Raw genomic sequence first — 15,835 nt, 5'->3', positions numbered from 1 at the left:
CGATCCTAAGCACATGATAGCACACCGCCAAGCCGGGGTGAAAGAGCCGCACACAATCGTTCCGGCAGGTTCCTTTTTAGATGACTTTTTGACCTACCTCTTTTATGCGGACAGATTCGGGTTGCTCTGCAGGAAAGCTCTTCTGCGGCGGTTGCGGCGCCCGCCCCATACACTGCCGGCACCCATCAGGAATGTAGGGATGCCTGCACATACAATGGCAACGGCCCATTCACGCATGCCAAGCGGCACCGTTTTAAAGATCGGCTGCAGCGGCTCGAAGTACATGACAACCAGCATCAGGACTATCGAGGACAATACGGCCAGCACAAGATAGCCGTTTTGCAGCGGGTTGCGGTGAAAAATCGATCTGGAGCTGCGGCAGTCAAATACATGAATGAGCTGTGCCAACACCAGCGTAGCAAAAGCAACGGACTGCGCTTTGGCCAGCTGTGCCGCATTGTCCGGAGCCACTCGAAGCGTCAGCCAGAACGCAGCAAGCGTGCAGAGGCCGATCAGCAGCCCACGGCTAATAATTTTCCAGCCAAGCCGGCGGGCAAAAATATTTTCCTTGGCTCCGCGCGGTCGGTGCTCCATCAGATCCTTTTCAGGCTGGTCTACCCCGAGCGCCATGGCCGGCAGCCCATCGGTAACCAGATTGACCCACAAAATTTGAATGGGCAGCAGCGGCAGCGGCAGCCCGGCCATCATCGCGAAAAACATCGTCAGAATCTCGCCCACATTGGAAGCAAGCAGATAGCGGATAAACTTGCGGATATTCTCGTAGATGTTGCGCCCTTCCTCAATGGCCGCCACAATCGTTGAGAAATTGTCGTCATTCAGCACCAGCGAGGCCGCTTCTTTCGTAACGTCCGTCCCGGTAATACCCATAGCGATACCGATATCGGCCGCTTTGACGGCAGGCGCGTCATTGACGCCATCGCCCGTCATCGCGACCACATGCCCCTTGCGCTGCAACGATTTCACAATCCGCAGCTTATGCTCCGGTGAAACTCTTGCGAAGACAGACGTGCTGTCCACCGCTTTGTCCAGCGCATCTTCGTCCATATTGTTCAGCTGCTGGCCTGTAAGCACCTGCGACCCGCGCTGCAAAATGCCAAGCTGCTGGGCGATTGCTTCGGCGGTTGTGCCGTGATCGCCTGTAATCATGACCGTGCGGATGCCGGCACGGCGGCATTTCATTATCGCTTCCCTGACCTCGCGCCGTGGAGGATCGATCATGCCGGTCAGACCAATGAACACGAGCTGGGACTCCACTTCGGATTCGCTGCCGACATGCTCCTGAGGACGAAGCTCACGATACGCGATCCCGAGCACACGCAGCGCAGCGGAGGCCAGTCCTTCATTCGCCGCCATCACCTTCTGGCGCAGCGTGCCCGTCAGCGGAATTTCTTTGCCTTCCCACAGGATGCGGGTACACTGCTCCAGCAGCATGTCCGGAGCGCCCTTGCTGAAGATGAAGCGCTCACCGCCGCTGTTTGCAACCAGCACGGACATCCGCTTCCGCTCTGAATCGAAAGGGAACTCCTGCTCGCGCGTATAGCTCTCCGCAAGCTCCTGCTGCGTGACTCCGCCTTTGGCTGCCAGCGTGACGAGCGCACCTTCGGTAGGATCTCCCTTGAGCTCCCATGTGGGCAGCAGCTCCTGCTCCCCTTTCTTTTTCTTTCCCCGGTTCCCGTCGGCTTCCGCCAGCGCAATCTCGGCATTGTTGCACAGTGCCGCAGCCTGCAGCAGTCTGTGAAGCATCTCATCGTTCTTCAGATCGGCGGGATGTTTTCCCGCAAGAATGCTGCCTGATGGTTCATATCCTTCACCCGTAACCTGCAGCTCGCGTCCGCCGATCCAGAGCCGGGTGACCGTCATTTTATTCTGTGTCAGCGTCCCTGTTTTGTCAGAGCAGATGATCGAAGCGCAGCCCAGCGTTTCCACGGAAGGCAGCTTGCGCACAATCGCCTTGCGTTTGATCATGCGCTGGACACCGAGGGCAAGGGCAATCGTAACGATCGCAGGCAGCCCTTCCGGAATGGCCGCCACCGCCAGGCTGACCCCTGCAAGAAACATGGCGACCGCAGGCTGTCCATGTAGAATGCCTGCTACTACAACGAGCACAGTCAATGCCAGCGCCACCAAAATCAAAATTTTGCCAAGCTGCTCCAGCCTGTGCTGAAGCGGCGTTTCCTGGGCCTCGGTGTTTTGGATGAGGTCTGCGATTTTCCCCATTTCCGTGTCCATGCCCGTCCGGATGACCATGCCTTTGGCGGTGCCCCGCGTGACCATCGTCCCCATGAAGCCCATATTCTTCATGTCGCCGAGGGGCACTTCGGCAGAGTGGATCGGCCGGCTGTGCTTACTTACAGGCACCGATTCACCGGTCAAAGCCGATTCTTCAACATCACAGCTGCTCGTTTGCAGCATCCGGAGATCGGCAGGAATGCGGTCTCCGCTTTCCAGCTGTACAATATCTCCCGGAACGAGCTCTCTCGCGGGAACCAGCATGCTTTTCCCGTTCCGGATCACCTTGGCGGACGGGGCAGACAGCTGCTTGAGCGCCCGCAGCGAGCGCTCCGCCCGAAACTCCTGGATAAATCCGAGCAATCCGTTCAGCAGTATAATCGCAATGATGGTAATGGCGTCAAGGTACTCTCCCAGCAGGCCGGACACAAGCGTCGCGCCCATGAGGACAAGCACCATGAAATCTTTAAATTGATTCAGCAGCAGTGTGATCGGCGAAATGCGCTTTCCCTCGGAAAGCTCGTTCCAGCCCGCCTCCTTGCGGCGGAGCGCCGCCTCGTCCTCCGTCAAACCGCGCTTCGGATCCACGTTCAAGCCCGACTGCAGCTGCTCTGCGCCCAATTGGTGCCAATGCTTTTGTTCCATTCTTCCGTTTCCCCTCCCGGTCTCTCATAATCCGTTCGTTCGTCGGCTGATGCGGTTCCGTCCAGCACATTGTCCTTACAACTTACATTGCCTGTTCACAGCGGCCGGACAGCCTCTAACTTCAATCTATTCGGACAGGTCTGTAATTATCACAGAGGCTGGTCTTATGTTTTCGTCCAAACTTATGTATCATATAAGGACGGGTAATCATATATATCCGATTCAATGACTGCTATCTATCATTAAGACAGGAGAACTGCAATTATGGCCTTAGACGGAATCGTTACGCGCGCCATCGTGCATGAGCTGCAGAGCTGCCGCGGCGCACGTATTAATAAAATTCACCAGCCGAATGAAAGGGATGTCGTCTTTAACCTGCGGGTTCAGGGAGGCAGCGGAAAATTGCTGCTGTCGGCCAACCCCACTTATCCGCGCGTTCACTTTACGGCCCAGACCTTTATCAATCCGGCAGAAGCTCCCATGTTCTGCATGCTGCTGCGCAAGCACTGTGAGGGGGGCATCATCGAAGACATCCGGCAGGTCGGCATGGAGCGTATTATTCATATCGATATAAGACAGCGGGACGAATTGGGTGACCTGTCCCAGAAGCGCATCATTATTGAGTTAATGGGACGGCACAGCAACATCGTCCTGGTAGACCCGGGATCGAATACAATTCTTGACGGCATTCATCATGTAACGCCTGCGATCAGCAGCTACCGTGTGGTCATGCCGGGATTTTCCTATACGGAACCGCCACAGCAGCACAAGCTTGATCCATTGGAGACGGATAAAACCGCTTTTCTGGAGGCATTCCCGATGGAGCAGGCAGGCGCGACACAGTGGATCGTGAACACCTTTACCGGGGTCAGCCCCCTGATTGCTGCAGAGATTGCGCTGCGGGCAGCGGAAGCTGGAGGTGTAAATTCCAGTGAACAAATGGAGGATGCTGAGTGTTTGTGGCAGGCTTTTTCAGAACTCATGAACGATGTCCGGGAGCATCGCTACCAGCCTGCATCCGGCCTGAATTCGAAGGGAAAGGAAGTTTTCTCCGCCATCCCTTTGAGATTGATTGTGGGTGAAGCAAAGACGTATGACTCTATCAGCAAGTGCATGGAGGATTTTTACGGAGATAAGGCTGAACGCGACAGCGTCAAGCAAAGGGTAAGCGACCTGCTGCGCTTCCTGCAAAATGAACGCAGCAAAAACGTGAAGAAGCTTGATAACCTGCAACGGGATCTGGAGGAGGCCGAGGATGCGGACCAGTACCGCATTTACGGGGAGCTGCTTTTTGCCTCACTGCATGCCATATCCAAGGGGGATCAGGAGGCTGTGCTTGTCAACTTTTACGATGAAGAGCAAAAAGAGATTTCCATTCCGCTCGATCCGCTGCTCAGCCCCTCCGACAACGCCCAGCGCTATTTTAAAAAGTACAATAAATACAAAAACAGCCTGGCCGTGATTGAGGAGCAAAAGCTGAAAACCCATGAGGAAATCGCCTATATCGACAATTTGCTCCAGCAGCTCTCGCATGCGTCCATGAGCGATATTGAAGAAATCCGGGATGAGCTCGTACAGCAGGGGTATTTGCGGGACCGGGCCAAGAAGGTCAAAAAGAAGAAAAAGAACGACCGCCCGGCGCTGCACCAGTACATTTCTTCCGAAGGAATCGAGATTTATGTGGGCAAAAACAACCTGCAGAACGAATATCTCACCAACCGGCTGGCCGGAGCAAATGACACTTGGCTTCACACAAAGGACATCCCAGGCTCCCATGTGGTGATCCGCTCGGACAGCTACGGGGATGCGACCCTGGAGGAAGCGGCACAGCTTGCCGCCTACTTCAGCCAGGCTAAGCAGTCGAGCAGCGTTCCTGTCGACTGCACCCTGATCCGCCATGTCCGCAAGCCGAGCGGCGCCAAGCCGGGCTTTGTCATCTACGACCATCAGCGGACGCTGTACATTACACCGAATGAAGAGCTTGTCAAACAGCTTCCGAGCAAGGTAAAAAGCAGCTGACAGCCGGTCACGCTTATATCTAAAAAAACAGAGGATGAGACCGATACGCAGTTTGCGCGGCCCATCCTCTGTTTTTGTCATGCTCCGCGTCAGGCGCGTTCCTGCGCCGCAGTCTGCAGCAGGTCAAGCGTCCTGATGCTGACCGTACGTCCGCCCAGCTCCCCGTGAAACACGACGCCCTGCCGGACACCGTGAAAATCGGAGCCCCCTGTGGGGATGAGTCCATAGCTCTCCGCCATGGCCCGGTATTTCGCTTCGGCAGCTGCATCATGATCGGAATGGCTTACTTCCAGTCCGGCCGGCTTATCCTGCTCGATAATAGAGCGGACCAGCTCGTCGTCCCCATATAAGCCGGGATGGGCCAATACCGGCACGCCCCCTGCCTCCCGGATCCACTGGCAGGCCTCGCCGGGGAAAAGGCGGGGAACGGATACATAGGCGGCTGCTCCTTCCGCCAAATATTTGTCAAAAGCGTCCCTAAGATCGGCAGCAAAGCCCTTGGCGACCAGCACGTCGGCAATATGCGGCCTCCCCAGAGTTTCGTCCGGCTCCAGCGGCCTGCCCAGCCGGTTCTGGACCTCCTCTATCGTGATTGGAATTCCAAGCTCGTTCAGCCTGGCAATGATCAGTCCGTTGCGTTCATCCCTTGTCCGCCGCAGCCCTTCGAGACGCTCCAGAAACACAGACTCCCGGTAATCCATATAATAGCCGAGCACATGAATATCCTTTCCCTTCATGCGGGTGCTGATTTCAATCCCGGGGACAACTGTGATCCCGTACTGCCGGGCGGCTTCAAGGGCTTCCGGGATGCCCGCCACGGTGTCATGATCGGTGATGGCTATAGCGGCCAGCCCTTTTTGCTTGGCAAGCCTGACGTTTTCGGCCGGAGGCAACATGCCGTCCGAAGCGGTAGTATGTGTATGCAAATCGCATAAACCTTGAGCTTCCATCTTTTACGCCTCCTCTATCCGTATCTGTTCCTGATCCTGTGCCGCACTCATCGGCTCTGGCTGCTGGCGGCGCAGATAAGTCAGAAAGGTGACGGCCGGTATGGGAAGCAGGGAAGATTTTAAATGTATGGCATAAAACTGGCGCTTGAAGGATACATCTTCAATGTCCACAACCTTGAGCAGACCGAGGGCAACCTCATGCTTGACCGAAGAAGGAGACAGCATCGTAATGCCAAGCCCTTCCTCGACCGCCGATTTCACCGCTCCAGTGCTCCCAAGCTCCATCACAGTATCAAGCCTGGAGAGATCAAAATTTTTGCGCATCAGTTCCTCCTCCATCACCTGACGTGTGCCGGAGCCCTGCTCCCTCAGCACGAAGGGGTAGGCAAGCGCATCTTCCATTTTAACGATCTGCTGCTCTGTCAGCGGATGTCCGGCAGGAACCATGAGCTTCAGTTCATCCTGCATCACCGGCTCAACCGTTATATCGGCATGCTGCACCGGCCCTTCGATCAATCCGAAGGAGAGCTGATTCTTCAGAATTTCATCCATGATCTGGGCTGTGTTCATTACCTTCATCATCACCCGGATATGGGGAAACTCCCGTCCGAACGGGCCCAGCAGCCGCGGCAGCACATATTCGCCGATTGTAAGGCTCGCCCCCAGTTGCAGCCTGCCCTCCAGCATGTGAGTGAAGGAAGACATCGACTGATCCGCTTCACGGAAAAGGTCCATGCTCCTTTTGGCGTATGGAAGCAGCGCTTTCCCCGCTTCGGACAGCTCGATCTTTTTGGTCGAACGGTTCAGCAGCTTGGCGCCGAAATAATCCTCCAGAGACTGAATCTGCATCGTTACGGCCGGTTGGGTCATATGAAGCGCCTGGGCGGCGGCTGAAAAGCTTCCTCTTTCCGCTACGGTATAAAAAATATGAAGCTGGTGAAAGTTCAAACAATACCGCTCCTTTCCTGTATTCCCATTTTAACCGATTCACCACCAACCCACAAAACATCCCCCAACAGTGACGAAATTCTCTTTCGTATATACCGATTCCTTTCCCTCGAAACACAAAAAAGAGCGTACAGTCGTCTGCATGCTCTGATAATATAAGATGGATGACGGTTTATTTCCGAGTGCGGCTGTTCTTGATCAAGGCCATGCGCCGTGAGTGCCGCAGCCATGAATAATAGGATTTCAAATCCCTGAGCTCGATCGTCTCTGACATGCGTCCAAGAAAAGTTACGATAATCATTTTATGCAGCGGACTGCCTGCGATATCCATTTCTCCGGGAAGCTCGCCGAATTCGGCTACAACGACGATGTCCTTATCGATAAGATAAACATCCTGTTCGTTGCGGTAGTAAGAGGTCATTCTGTTCTGCTTAAGGCATTCCCACAGCCATGAGGCAATCTGATCCGTCCCGGTTTCCTTGTTCTCCACGCGATCACTATAACGCATTTTGGCATGATTCGTTATGACGATGTCGGCCACTCTCTTGTCACCCAAAACTACATAAAAAGGCTCGTAAGTGCTCCAACGCTGCATCGCTTTATCCCGCATGGGTATCACTCCCGGTAGATAGGTCTTACTATCTAAATATATCCAATACATTACATCAATAGTCCCGATGCTACAAGCTATGAACCCGAAACTGCTATTCGGAACCCGTCCGCATGTACTTATAGACCTAGTATACCTTGCTTTCCCTGCTGGGGCAAAACTGACACAGGATGGCAGACGATCATACGCTAAATGCAAAAAAACAGCCCTTAGGCTGTTTTTTTTGCAGATTATAGAAATTCTACATCCCGTAAAAATTCGTCTTATCCTGGGCTTTGGAGTACTCTGTCTTGATTTCGTTCCTGAAGGAACGCTCAATTTTACGTACGTATGGAAGCCTGCGGATATTTTTAATCGTATCCTCTGCACGGGTTGCGTCCATGTACATGACGACATATTGAAGCCGCTTGGAAATATAATGTACGCTCCCGTACTTCTCCAGATTGCGCGCGGCCTTCACATCCGACACCCAGATGATATAACCTGTCCGTTCGGCAAACATGCTTTCTCCCCCTTTCCCATCAAGCAGCAGGTCCGGCAGGTCAGCCGCAGGAGCATTTGCCGCCGCTTCCGCATCCGCCTTTCGGCAGCGGATCATTGCTCGGTACTTTGATGCTGTCGGAAACAGAGAAGGCAATCGTTTCCGACATTTCGAGCAGCAGATCGTCCAGCGCTTTCTCTGCCTGCTTGAAACGACGCACCTCTTCAAACTGCTCCATCTGCGCCTCCACAGCCTCTATCTCTTCCTTGGCTGCATGGTAATTCGGATGAAAATGTCCGAAACGCTTCGTTTCCTCGAACAGCTCCTTCTTGGCTTCCAGCTTGCGGATCCACTCCGCAATTTCAGGGTTTTCCGCCACACGCTGTTTCCAATATAGATAGTCCGACACTTCGGCGGACTCATTGATCATGTCGCCTAATTCATAGGCGTATATCAGCACTTCGGCCATATTCACCGTGTTCAGCTCGGCTACGTCCATGAATATTCATCTCGCTTCTTTTAAATTTTATGCAAGGTAGACGAATTCATCATATCACATCATGCGTCGGGAAAGAAGCGATTTTAACAAAAGCGGGTTCCGGTTTAAACAAGCGGAATGGGCAGCAGCAGCCGCATTTCCTTCCAATCGGACGGGTTCAGCACAGTTTTGGCCTGCGGGTCTGTTCCCTCCGGGCTACGAAACCAGCCGGTTACCTGCCACTCGGCTCCACCGCTGACCGCCTCTGGCAGCCATACCATATCTTGATCGCCGCTGCGCAGCATGACTGCTGTCTGCCATTCGACCGCCTGCTCCATGATCTGTCTGGCTGTAGAAGGATGATAGGAGCGGAGCTGGGAAGTCCATGAGGAAGGAACGGACGACCTGCCCGGAAAAAAGGACTCCGGTGAAGGAACCTCTGCGTCCTTGTCATAAAAATGCAGCGTTTTCCCCGTATATACAAGCCCGGGTCGTCCTTCCGCATAAAAATCAGCATACTCCGGTTCGGCAGATGTCCGCGTAGATTCCTGCGAAGGCAGAGGAAAAGAAGGAACGACGCTGCCGCTTCCCTCTGTCCCTTTGCGCGGCGTAAGACCGATGGCGGCCAACGCCTTGCGGACACGCTCCTCCTCACCGGACGGGATGATAAAATCATGCTCGCCCAGCCGCTCCAGCAGGCCGCTGAGCCGAGGATCGCCAGCCGCAATATCCGCCTCCTCCCGGCTGCGGCAGCGCAGCAGCGTAACAACCGCAAAGGAGGTACGGGCGGTACCGCCTGCCCACTGCCTGACAGCATGCAGAACGTTGTCCGGAATACCGGTGAAAGAGTAGGCCATCAAAAATTCCTCCAGCGCCTGCAGTTCCATTCCCGACTCCACTGCCTCCGTGATGCTCTCGCGGCTGAGCCGGTACATGGACATCCGGCCTGCGCTCGTCTGCCCGGCGCAGCATTCCAGCAGCCAGCGGACTTCAAAGCCGCATTCAGGCGGAACAATAATTTCGAAATCCGGCTGTACATAAAAGCCGTTCTGCTCCGGTTCGGCAGGCGAGAAATCCGGCTTCAGCAGCTCTGCGGCCGGAACCCTCCAGCGAATGAACAGCGAGCCGGCGTCTGTCATGCCTTTGTCCGCCAGACCGAATTCCGCCAGCACCATCATCCACTGATCCGCCTCCTCCCTCAGATCAAGGTCCACAACAGCCTCCGCCTGCCGCAGTGATTCCAGCAGCGGGTCCACAGCCAACCACTCTTCTGTCCTGATCCCGGCCGCGCACAGGAGCCCGCGCACATGCTGTGCGGCAGGGTGGGGCCGTCCGTAACGCTCCATGACCGTCAGCAGTATCCAGCGGCTCATTTGCGCCTGTGGCAACCTGATCCATGAGAAGAGGGCAGGCGTATGAACGGTGTACGCGGATGTGTCCTTCACCAGCAATCCAAGGCTGAGCAGTAGATCAAGCAGTACCACCGCCGGCAGCGAATAAATGTCGCTGTGGGCATACTGCAGCCCAAAGCTCCGCAAGGAGCTCTCCTTGAAGGGCGACAATTCGTTCATTCTTGTCAAAGCCCTTTTATGTACCGTGCCTTTGGAGGTTAACGGGAGGCCGTTTCTGGCGATCCAGGCAAGCGCATGCAGCAGACGGGCGTCTATACCTTCCCCGGCTTCAATCAGCGTTTCCGGCTGCCCGCCCGCGTCCGATGTGACCCTCTCTTTCGAGAGCAGCAGACTGTACAGCACCGGCAGCCTGGCCGCAGGGATGAACAGTAGCCGTTCTCCCCATGTTTTCACGACAGCATCCAGCCAGCCCTCCTGCCGAAGCCCCAGCACCGCGATTCGGCATTCGGCCCCGCTCAGCCTGCCTGCAAGCAGGCGTACAGGCGCCGCTTCCTCCATCGGCTGTCCGGCATAACGGATGAAGCAATGTTTCAGCAGCAGCTTCTCCTCTGGCGTCAGTCCGATCAGCGTGTCCTCCACTTCCTTTCGCACCATTTCCGTCATCATGCCTCCCTCTTTACAGGCTTATCCGTTTCCGCAAGCTCCGGTATCCGCTCCGGTCCAATCAAGCGGTACTCATATCCCTGCTCAATGAGAAACATTTGCCGTTTGGCGGCAAATTCTGTTTCCTTGCTGTTCTCTGTCACAAGGGTATAAAAAAAAGCTCTGTTCTCCCCTGCCTTGGGCCGCAGAATCCGCCCGAGACGCTGAGCCTCCTCCTGCCGGGAGCCAAAGCTGCCCGATATTTCGACCGCTACAGCCGCATCCGGCAGATCCACCGCAAAATTAGCCACCTTGGACACAATAATGGTGCTGATTTCTCCCCGTCGGAAAGCTTCAAACAACCGGACCCTTTCGCCTTGCGGCATGCTACCCGTAATGAGCGGCGCCTTCAATTCCCGCGCCACATGACGCAGTTGATCCAAATACTGCCCGATGACCAGCGCCGGCTTGCCCTCGTGCTGGCTGAGCAGACTCCGGACAGCCTCCAGCTTGGCGGGGTTCTCCGCGGCCAGCCTGTAGCGCTGCTTCCCTTCGGTGAGGCTATATTTTTCCTTAAGCGGGCCTGCCATGGGAATTCGCATTTCCACACACTGCACCTTGGCGATCCAACCTTGCTGCTCCAACACCTTCCAGGGCATTTCATAACGTTTGGGACCGATCAGGGAAAATACGTCCTGCTCCGCTCCGTCCTCCCTTACCAATGTAGCGGTCAGTCCAAGCCGCCGTGTAGCCTGAATATCCGCCGTCGCCCTGAATACAGGGGCGGGAAGCAGATGCACTTCGTCATAAATGATCAGCCCCCAATTCCGTTCGCTGAGCAGCTTCATATGCTCGAACTCTCCCTCTTTGGAGCGCCGGTGGGTCAGGATCTGGTAAGTGGCGGCGGTTACGGGCCGAACCTGTTTTTTCTGGCCGGAATATTCGCCGATACTGCTCTCCGGGATGTCTGTCTTGTCCTTCAGCTCCTCAATCCATTGCCGCACGGACGTCGTATTGGATGTCAAAATAAGCACCTCGCACTGCTGGCGCTCCATGACTGCCATACCGATCACGGTCTTCCCTGCACCGCAGGGAAGCACCAGCACACCGCTGCCTCCCATGCCATCATTTCCCTCGAAGGCCTGGACCGCGTCTGCCTGATAATCCCTGAGCTCAAGCCTGCCCTTGCGTCCCCTTAGGGAGAACGACAGTCCGCTCCCCTGGTGGAACCCGGCCAAGTCAATGACAGGATAGCCAAGACGGGTTAGCTCCTGCTTGAGCACCCCCCGTCCGATGGCCGGAACGTAAACGGTATGCTTGTCGATTCTCTGCAGCTCATACTTTCCCATCTCGTTCAAAGCGAGAAGCTCGCTGAGCAGCCCTTCATCCTCTGACACCAGCTTCAGCCCGTCTCCCCCATTTTGCTCCAGGCGCAGCTTTCCGTACCTGGCTGCAACCTTCCGGATGTTGTTGGCAACGGCTGCGGGAACATCCCATTTGGACAGGCGCTGGAGCGTCTCCACGATCTGTTCGGCGGTCCAGCCCAGCGAGGCGGCATGCCAAAGGGAAAGCGGGGTGATCCGGTATGTATGAAAGGCGGCCGGACTTTTGACAAGCTCGGCAAAGTGCTGCAGCTCGAAGCGGGCATGCTCCGCTGCAGCGGAGTCGGCGGCCAGAAGCACCGCACCGTCGCGCTGCACAATACAAGGCTTATCCTCTTTCATGACTGTCCCCTTCTTTCGAATTCTCCACTTGCTTGATATGTAAAGACAAGGAGCCCAATCCCGCAGGATTGAACTCCATGTCCGGCCATTCGTAACTTAAGCGAACTAGTGAACGTGCTCCGAGATGCGGCTTAACGCCTCCCCCGCGTTATCGGCGAAGATGTCGCGCACCGCGAGATCCCCGATCGACACCACGCCGACCAGACTACCATTTTCAACGACAGGAAGGCGGCGGATAAGCTCATCAGCCATAATGCGGGCAGCATCATGCACATCCTTGCCCGGGGCAATGGTGCGGATATCCTTGCTCATCACCTGATCCACCGGGGTTGTGCCAGGATGATTGTTGGCATACCCGCGCACGGTCAAGTCCCGGTCGGTCAGCACCCCCACCAACTTGCGGGAGCCCTGCTCAATCACAGGAATAAAGCCGGTATCATTCTGTCTCATCTTCATAGCTGCCTCGTGGAGCGGGTCCTGCGGGGACACCGTCACACAGTCCTTGGTCATGACATCCTGAATGGTTCTCATGGGAACATCCTCCTTTCGAACAGTAGGATACCCAAATTTTCATGACTCATTCGTTGGACACGGGCAGCTTTAACGGAACACGCGCCTTGGGGCTCTATGCCTTACGCGCAGAATGCTGCTCGGCGTATGCTTCACTCATCCGGATGAACAGCTTGACGCCGTTCAGCATGACATCCTCGTCAAAATCAAATTTGGGATGATGATGCGGATAGGTAGCCCCTTTCTCCGAACTCCCCGCTCCAACGAACATGAAGCAGCCGGGCACCTGCTGCAGGTAATATGCGAAATCCTCGGCAGGCATCAGCTTGGGCGACTCCTGTACACCGGAAACGCCAAACACGGACTCCGCTTCCCTGAAGAAACGCCCTGCCTCCTCCGCATCGTTTACCACCGGCGGGTAGCCCATAATGTACTCGATCGAAGCGCTTGTTCCATAGGCAGCCGCTGTCTGCTCCGTTATGGTGTGCAGCCTTTCCTTCATGACGGAGCGGCTGTGCTCATCAAACGTGCGCACCGTTCCGCTGAGCTTGCACGTCTCCGCAATGACGTTCTGTGCAGAGCCGCCATGAATCGTGCCTACGGTCAGAACGGCCGGCTGAAGCGGATCCACGGAGCGGCTTACTACGCTCTGCAGCTGCATGACGAGGGCAGATCCGGCAACCACGCTGTCAATCGTCGCTTGCGGCATGCCGCCATGACCGCCTTTTCCCGTCAGCTCGATATAAAAATCATCGGCAGCTGCCATCATCGCTCCTGCACAGCTGGCCGCTGTTCCGGAGGGCAACGGTGTCCAGAGATGGATGCCATAGATCACGTCGACGCCTTCCAGCCCGCCTTCACGAATCACGTTAACCGCTCCCCCGGGAAGCAGCTCCTCCGCCGGCTGAAATAGAAAGCGGATTTCCCCTTTAATGCTGTCCCGGTGGCGGCTGAAATACGCGGCCGTGCCGAGCAGCATCGAGGTGTGACCATCATGCCCGCAGGCATGCATCGCCCCTTTGACGGTGGAACGGTACTCACAGTCCTTCTCATCTTCAATTGGCAGGGCGTCCATATCGGCACGGAGCATGACGACAGGCCCCGGCTGGATGCCGCGGATCGTTCCGATAACACCATAGCCTCCCACATTTTCGCTGACTTCAATATTCCATTGTTTTAACTTGTCGGCTACAAACGCAGCCGTACGGCTTTCCTGAAAGGAAATTTCCGGGTTCATGTGAAGGTGACGCCGCCATTGTACCATCTGCTCCTGCAGTTCCTTCATCCATACCTCTTCTTTCATCCGTTACATCTCCTTCCGTGCCGGTCCGCAAATTCAATTCTATCTTTTCATTGTAGCAGATCAGTATGCTTTGCGGTATATAACAGCCTTGTTTGGGTTGCAGAAGGCAGGCAAACATACTATGATGGAAACTATTAGACAATACCAAATGAACGCCTGAAGCCTTAAGCTTGATAGGCGAAATCAAGGGGAACGGGATATGAAGGAAAAGAAGCCGGAGCGTCGTAGAGGCACGCCGGATTTTCAGCTGCTCATTCTGACGCTGCTTTTGGTCGGATTCGGAGTAGTTATGATATACAGTTCAAGCTACAGCGTTGCACTTATGAATGACGGCATGAACAATGACCCCTTTTATTTGACCAAGCGGCAGGCCGCTTTCGCGGTGCTCGGCACTTTGGTGATGTTCGTTGCGATGAATATCCGGATGGAGAAATATAAAAAGCTGTTTAAACCGATGTTCATCTTTACGGTAATTCTGCTTATCCTGGTCCTGTTTGCAGGCAGGCTAAACGGTGCGAGAAGCTGGTTTAATGCAGGCGCGTTCGGCATTCAACCGACAGAGTTTGCCAAGATCACAATTATTCTGTATCTTTCCGCACTGATCGCCAAAAAGGGAGAGAAGTTCCGGGATCTCAAGACAGGTTTTCTCCCGGTCACCGTAATTGTCGGATTCGTGGCGGGCCTTGTCATGCTCCAGCCTGACCTGGGCTCCTGCCTCATCCTCGTAGCTACCAGCGGGTTGATTATTTATGTCGGCGGCGCCAGTCTGAAGCATATTACCGGCTCGCTGCTGCTGCTGGTGGTGGCCGCATCGATCGTATTCGGGGTCGGCTCGCTGCTGGATTCCATATCCGCTGATGCTGACACAGGTAAGGATAAAAAGGATTACCGGGTCGGACGTGTCGAGGCCTTTCTTGATCCCCGTACAGACCCGCAGGGCTCCGGTTACAACCTGCTGCAATCCCTGCGCGCGATCGGTGACGGCGGAATTTCAGGCACGGGTTTTGGACAAGGCATTATGAAGCTCCATTATCTGCCGAACGCTTTTAACGATTTCATCTTTTCTGTCATCGGCGAGGAGCTCGGCTTTATTGGCACAACCATGTTTCTCATCCTCTATCTGTATTTTATCTGGAGAGGAATGGTGATTGCCTTAAGGTGTCAGGACCCGTTCGGAACGCTAGTGGGAACGGGAATTATGGGGCTGATTGCCATCCAGGCATTTATTAATATCGGGGGGGTTACACAAACTATCCCGATGACCGGGGTAACACTGCCGTTTATCAGCTACGGCGGCTCCTCCTTGCTTGTGATGATGCTGTCCATGGGCATCATGCTGAGCATTTCACGCGAGAATTCCAGGCAGGTCATTCAGGAGCGCACCAAGGGGGTTGCCATCCGCACCAGCGCTCCTACCCGGTTCGAGAACCGGAGAATGAATCGTTTCAGACAAAACTAGATACAGGCAAAAAAAGACTGGCGGAACATTCATCCGCCAGTCTTTTTGCCATATACAACAGTTTTACTGCTCGTCGTCCTTGAAGGCTACGCCCTCAACCTTGACGTTAACCTCCACAACGCGCAAGCCAGTCATGCTTTCGACGGCTTCCCTTACGTTCTGCTGAAGCATCCGGGACACTTCCTGTATCGGTGTTTCATACAGAACAATAATACGCAGGTCAATGGCGGCTTCCAGCTGTCCGACTTCCACCGTCACGCCCTTTTGCACATTTTTCCCGCTAAGCCTCTTGGCCCAGCCCTCGGACAAGCCTCCTGACATGGCTGCGATACCAGGTGTTTCCAAGGCCGCCATGCCGGCAATTTTCGATACGACGTCATTGGAGATGCGAATATTGCCCATTTCCAATTCCAGCTGTTCTGCCATACCAATATCCCCCTTTGCTTCCTTTACCGTATTGTAAA

The 15,835-nt window shown here is 55.0% G+C and carries 13 protein-coding genes; 2 read left to right on the top strand and 11 right to left on the bottom strand.

Annotation, left to right across the window (positions count from 1 at the left end):
- Positions 1–102: 102 nt before the first annotated feature.
- Positions 103–2,895: a calcium-translocating P-type ATPase, SERCA-type gene (locus ACE5LO_RS03435; protein WP_375518666.1), complete on the bottom strand. Its 2,793-nt coding sequence runs from the start codon at positions 2,893–2,895 to the stop codon at positions 103–105.
- 264 nt (positions 2,896–3,159) lie between these two features.
- On the opposite strand from ACE5LO_RS03435, the gene ACE5LO_RS03430 reads away from it, so the two are divergent.
- A complete protein-coding gene (locus ACE5LO_RS03430; RefSeq protein WP_375518665.1) occupies positions 3,160–4,914 on the top strand; it encodes an Rqc2 family fibronectin-binding protein in 1,755 nt (584 codons plus the stop codon).
- 89 nt (positions 4,915–5,003) lie between these two features.
- Here ACE5LO_RS03430 and ACE5LO_RS03425 read toward each other — a convergent pair whose 3' ends face one another.
- The 9 genes from ACE5LO_RS03425 to ACE5LO_RS03385 all read right to left on the bottom strand — a co-directional run bounded on the left by ACE5LO_RS03425 (position 5,004) and on the right by ACE5LO_RS03385 (position 13,912).
- Positions 5,004–5,864 carry a PHP domain-containing protein gene (locus ACE5LO_RS03425; protein ID WP_375518664.1) on the bottom strand — a complete coding sequence of 287 codons (861 nt, stop codon included), beginning with the start codon at positions 5,862–5,864 and terminating at the stop codon, positions 5,004–5,006.
- Between the two features lie 3 nt (positions 5,865–5,867).
- Entirely contained in the window at positions 5,868–6,812 is a 945-nt protein-coding gene (locus ACE5LO_RS03420; protein WP_375518663.1) for a selenium metabolism-associated LysR family transcriptional regulator, read from the bottom strand.
- A gap of 172 nt (positions 6,813–6,984) precedes the next feature.
- Positions 6,985–7,422: a hypothetical protein gene (locus tag ACE5LO_RS03415; RefSeq protein ID WP_375353940.1), complete on the bottom strand. Its 438-nt coding sequence runs from the start codon at positions 7,420–7,422 to the stop codon at positions 6,985–6,987.
- A gap of 241 nt (positions 7,423–7,663) precedes the next feature.
- A complete protein-coding gene (locus tag ACE5LO_RS03410) occupies positions 7,664–7,924 on the bottom strand; it encodes a YlbG family protein (RefSeq protein ID WP_375354044.1) in 261 nt (86 codons plus the stop codon).
- A 40-nt stretch (positions 7,925–7,964) separates the two neighbouring features.
- Entirely contained in the window at positions 7,965–8,402 is a 438-nt protein-coding gene (locus tag ACE5LO_RS03405) for a YlbF/YmcA family competence regulator (protein WP_375518662.1), read from the bottom strand.
- A gap of 104 nt (positions 8,403–8,506) precedes the next feature.
- Entirely contained in the window at positions 8,507–10,399 is a 1,893-nt protein-coding gene (locus ACE5LO_RS03400; protein WP_375518661.1) for a helicase-associated domain-containing protein, read from the bottom strand.
- Positions 10,396–12,099, bottom strand: a complete 1,704-nt coding sequence (locus tag ACE5LO_RS03395; protein WP_375518660.1) for a DNA repair helicase XPB — start codon at positions 12,097–12,099, stop codon at positions 10,396–10,398. The genes ACE5LO_RS03400 and ACE5LO_RS03395 overlap by 4 nt, the downstream gene beginning before the upstream one ends.
- Positions 12,100–12,204: 105 nt before the next feature.
- Positions 12,205–12,630 carry a CBS domain-containing protein gene (locus tag ACE5LO_RS03390; protein WP_375518659.1) on the bottom strand — a complete coding sequence of 142 codons (426 nt, stop codon included), beginning with the start codon at positions 12,628–12,630 and terminating at the stop codon, positions 12,205–12,207.
- 94 nt (positions 12,631–12,724) lie between these two features.
- A complete protein-coding gene (locus tag ACE5LO_RS03385) occupies positions 12,725–13,912 on the bottom strand; it encodes an amidohydrolase (RefSeq protein ID WP_375518658.1) in 1,188 nt (395 codons plus the stop codon).
- A 199-nt stretch (positions 13,913–14,111) separates the two neighbouring features.
- Between ACE5LO_RS03385 and ftsW the strand changes: the two genes are divergently transcribed.
- Positions 14,112–15,371, top strand: coding sequence for a putative lipid II flippase FtsW (ftsW, locus tag ACE5LO_RS03380; protein WP_375518657.1), 1,260 nt, complete (start codon positions 14,112–14,114; stop codon positions 15,369–15,371).
- 63 nt (positions 15,372–15,434) lie between these two features.
- On the opposite strand, the gene ACE5LO_RS03375 is transcribed toward ftsW, so the two are convergent.
- Entirely contained in the window at positions 15,435–15,797 is a 363-nt protein-coding gene (locus ACE5LO_RS03375; RefSeq protein ID WP_355319343.1) for an Asp23/Gls24 family envelope stress response protein, read from the bottom strand.
- Between the last annotated feature and the right edge of the window lie 38 nt (positions 15,798–15,835).

Origin of the sequence: Paenibacillus medicaginis, assembly GCF_042138635.1 — a bacterium.
Lineage (GTDB): Bacteria > Bacillota > Bacilli > Paenibacillales > Paenibacillaceae > Paenibacillus > Paenibacillus medicaginis.
Note: the sequence above shows the minus strand (reverse complement) of the source record. Positions and strands in the feature narration are given on the sequence as shown.

Excerpts from the sequence above, each read along its gene's own strand:
- ACE5LO_RS03435 (WP_375518666.1), bottom strand. The coding sequence starts at position 2,895 with ATGGAACAAAAGCATTGGCACCAATTGGGCGCAGAGCAGCTGCAGTCG.
- ACE5LO_RS03430 (WP_375518665.1), top strand. The coding sequence starts at position 3,160 with ATGGCCTTAGACGGAATCGTTACGCGCGCCATCGTGCATGAGCTGCAG.
- ACE5LO_RS03425 (WP_375518664.1), bottom strand. The coding sequence starts at position 5,864 with ATGGAAGCTCAAGGTTTATGCGATTTGCATACACATACTACCGCTTCG.
- ACE5LO_RS03415 (WP_375353940.1), bottom strand. The coding sequence starts at position 7,422 with ATGCGGGATAAAGCGATGCAGCGTTGGAGCACTTACGAGCCTTTTTAT.
- ACE5LO_RS03410 (WP_375354044.1), bottom strand. The coding sequence starts at position 7,924 with ATGTTTGCCGAACGGACAGGTTATATCATCTGGGTGTCGGATGTGAAG.
- ACE5LO_RS03405 (WP_375518662.1), bottom strand. The coding sequence starts at position 8,402 with ATGGACGTAGCCGAGCTGAACACGGTGAATATGGCCGAAGTGCTGATA.
- ACE5LO_RS03400 (WP_375518661.1), bottom strand. The coding sequence starts at position 10,399 with ATGATGACGGAAATGGTGCGAAAGGAAGTGGAGGACACGCTGATCGGA.
- ACE5LO_RS03395 (WP_375518660.1), bottom strand. The coding sequence starts at position 12,099 with ATGAAAGAGGATAAGCCTTGTATTGTGCAGCGCGACGGTGCGGTGCTT.
- ACE5LO_RS03390 (WP_375518659.1), bottom strand. The coding sequence starts at position 12,630 with ATGAGAACCATTCAGGATGTCATGACCAAGGACTGTGTGACGGTGTCC.
- ACE5LO_RS03385 (WP_375518658.1), bottom strand. The coding sequence starts at position 13,912 with ATGAAAGAAGAGGTATGGATGAAGGAACTGCAGGAGCAGATGGTACAA.
- ftsW (WP_375518657.1), top strand. The coding sequence starts at position 14,112 with ATGAAGGAAAAGAAGCCGGAGCGTCGTAGAGGCACGCCGGATTTTCAG.
- ACE5LO_RS03375 (WP_355319343.1), bottom strand. The coding sequence starts at position 15,797 with ATGGCAGAACAGCTGGAATTGGAAATGGGCAATATTCGCATCTCCAAT.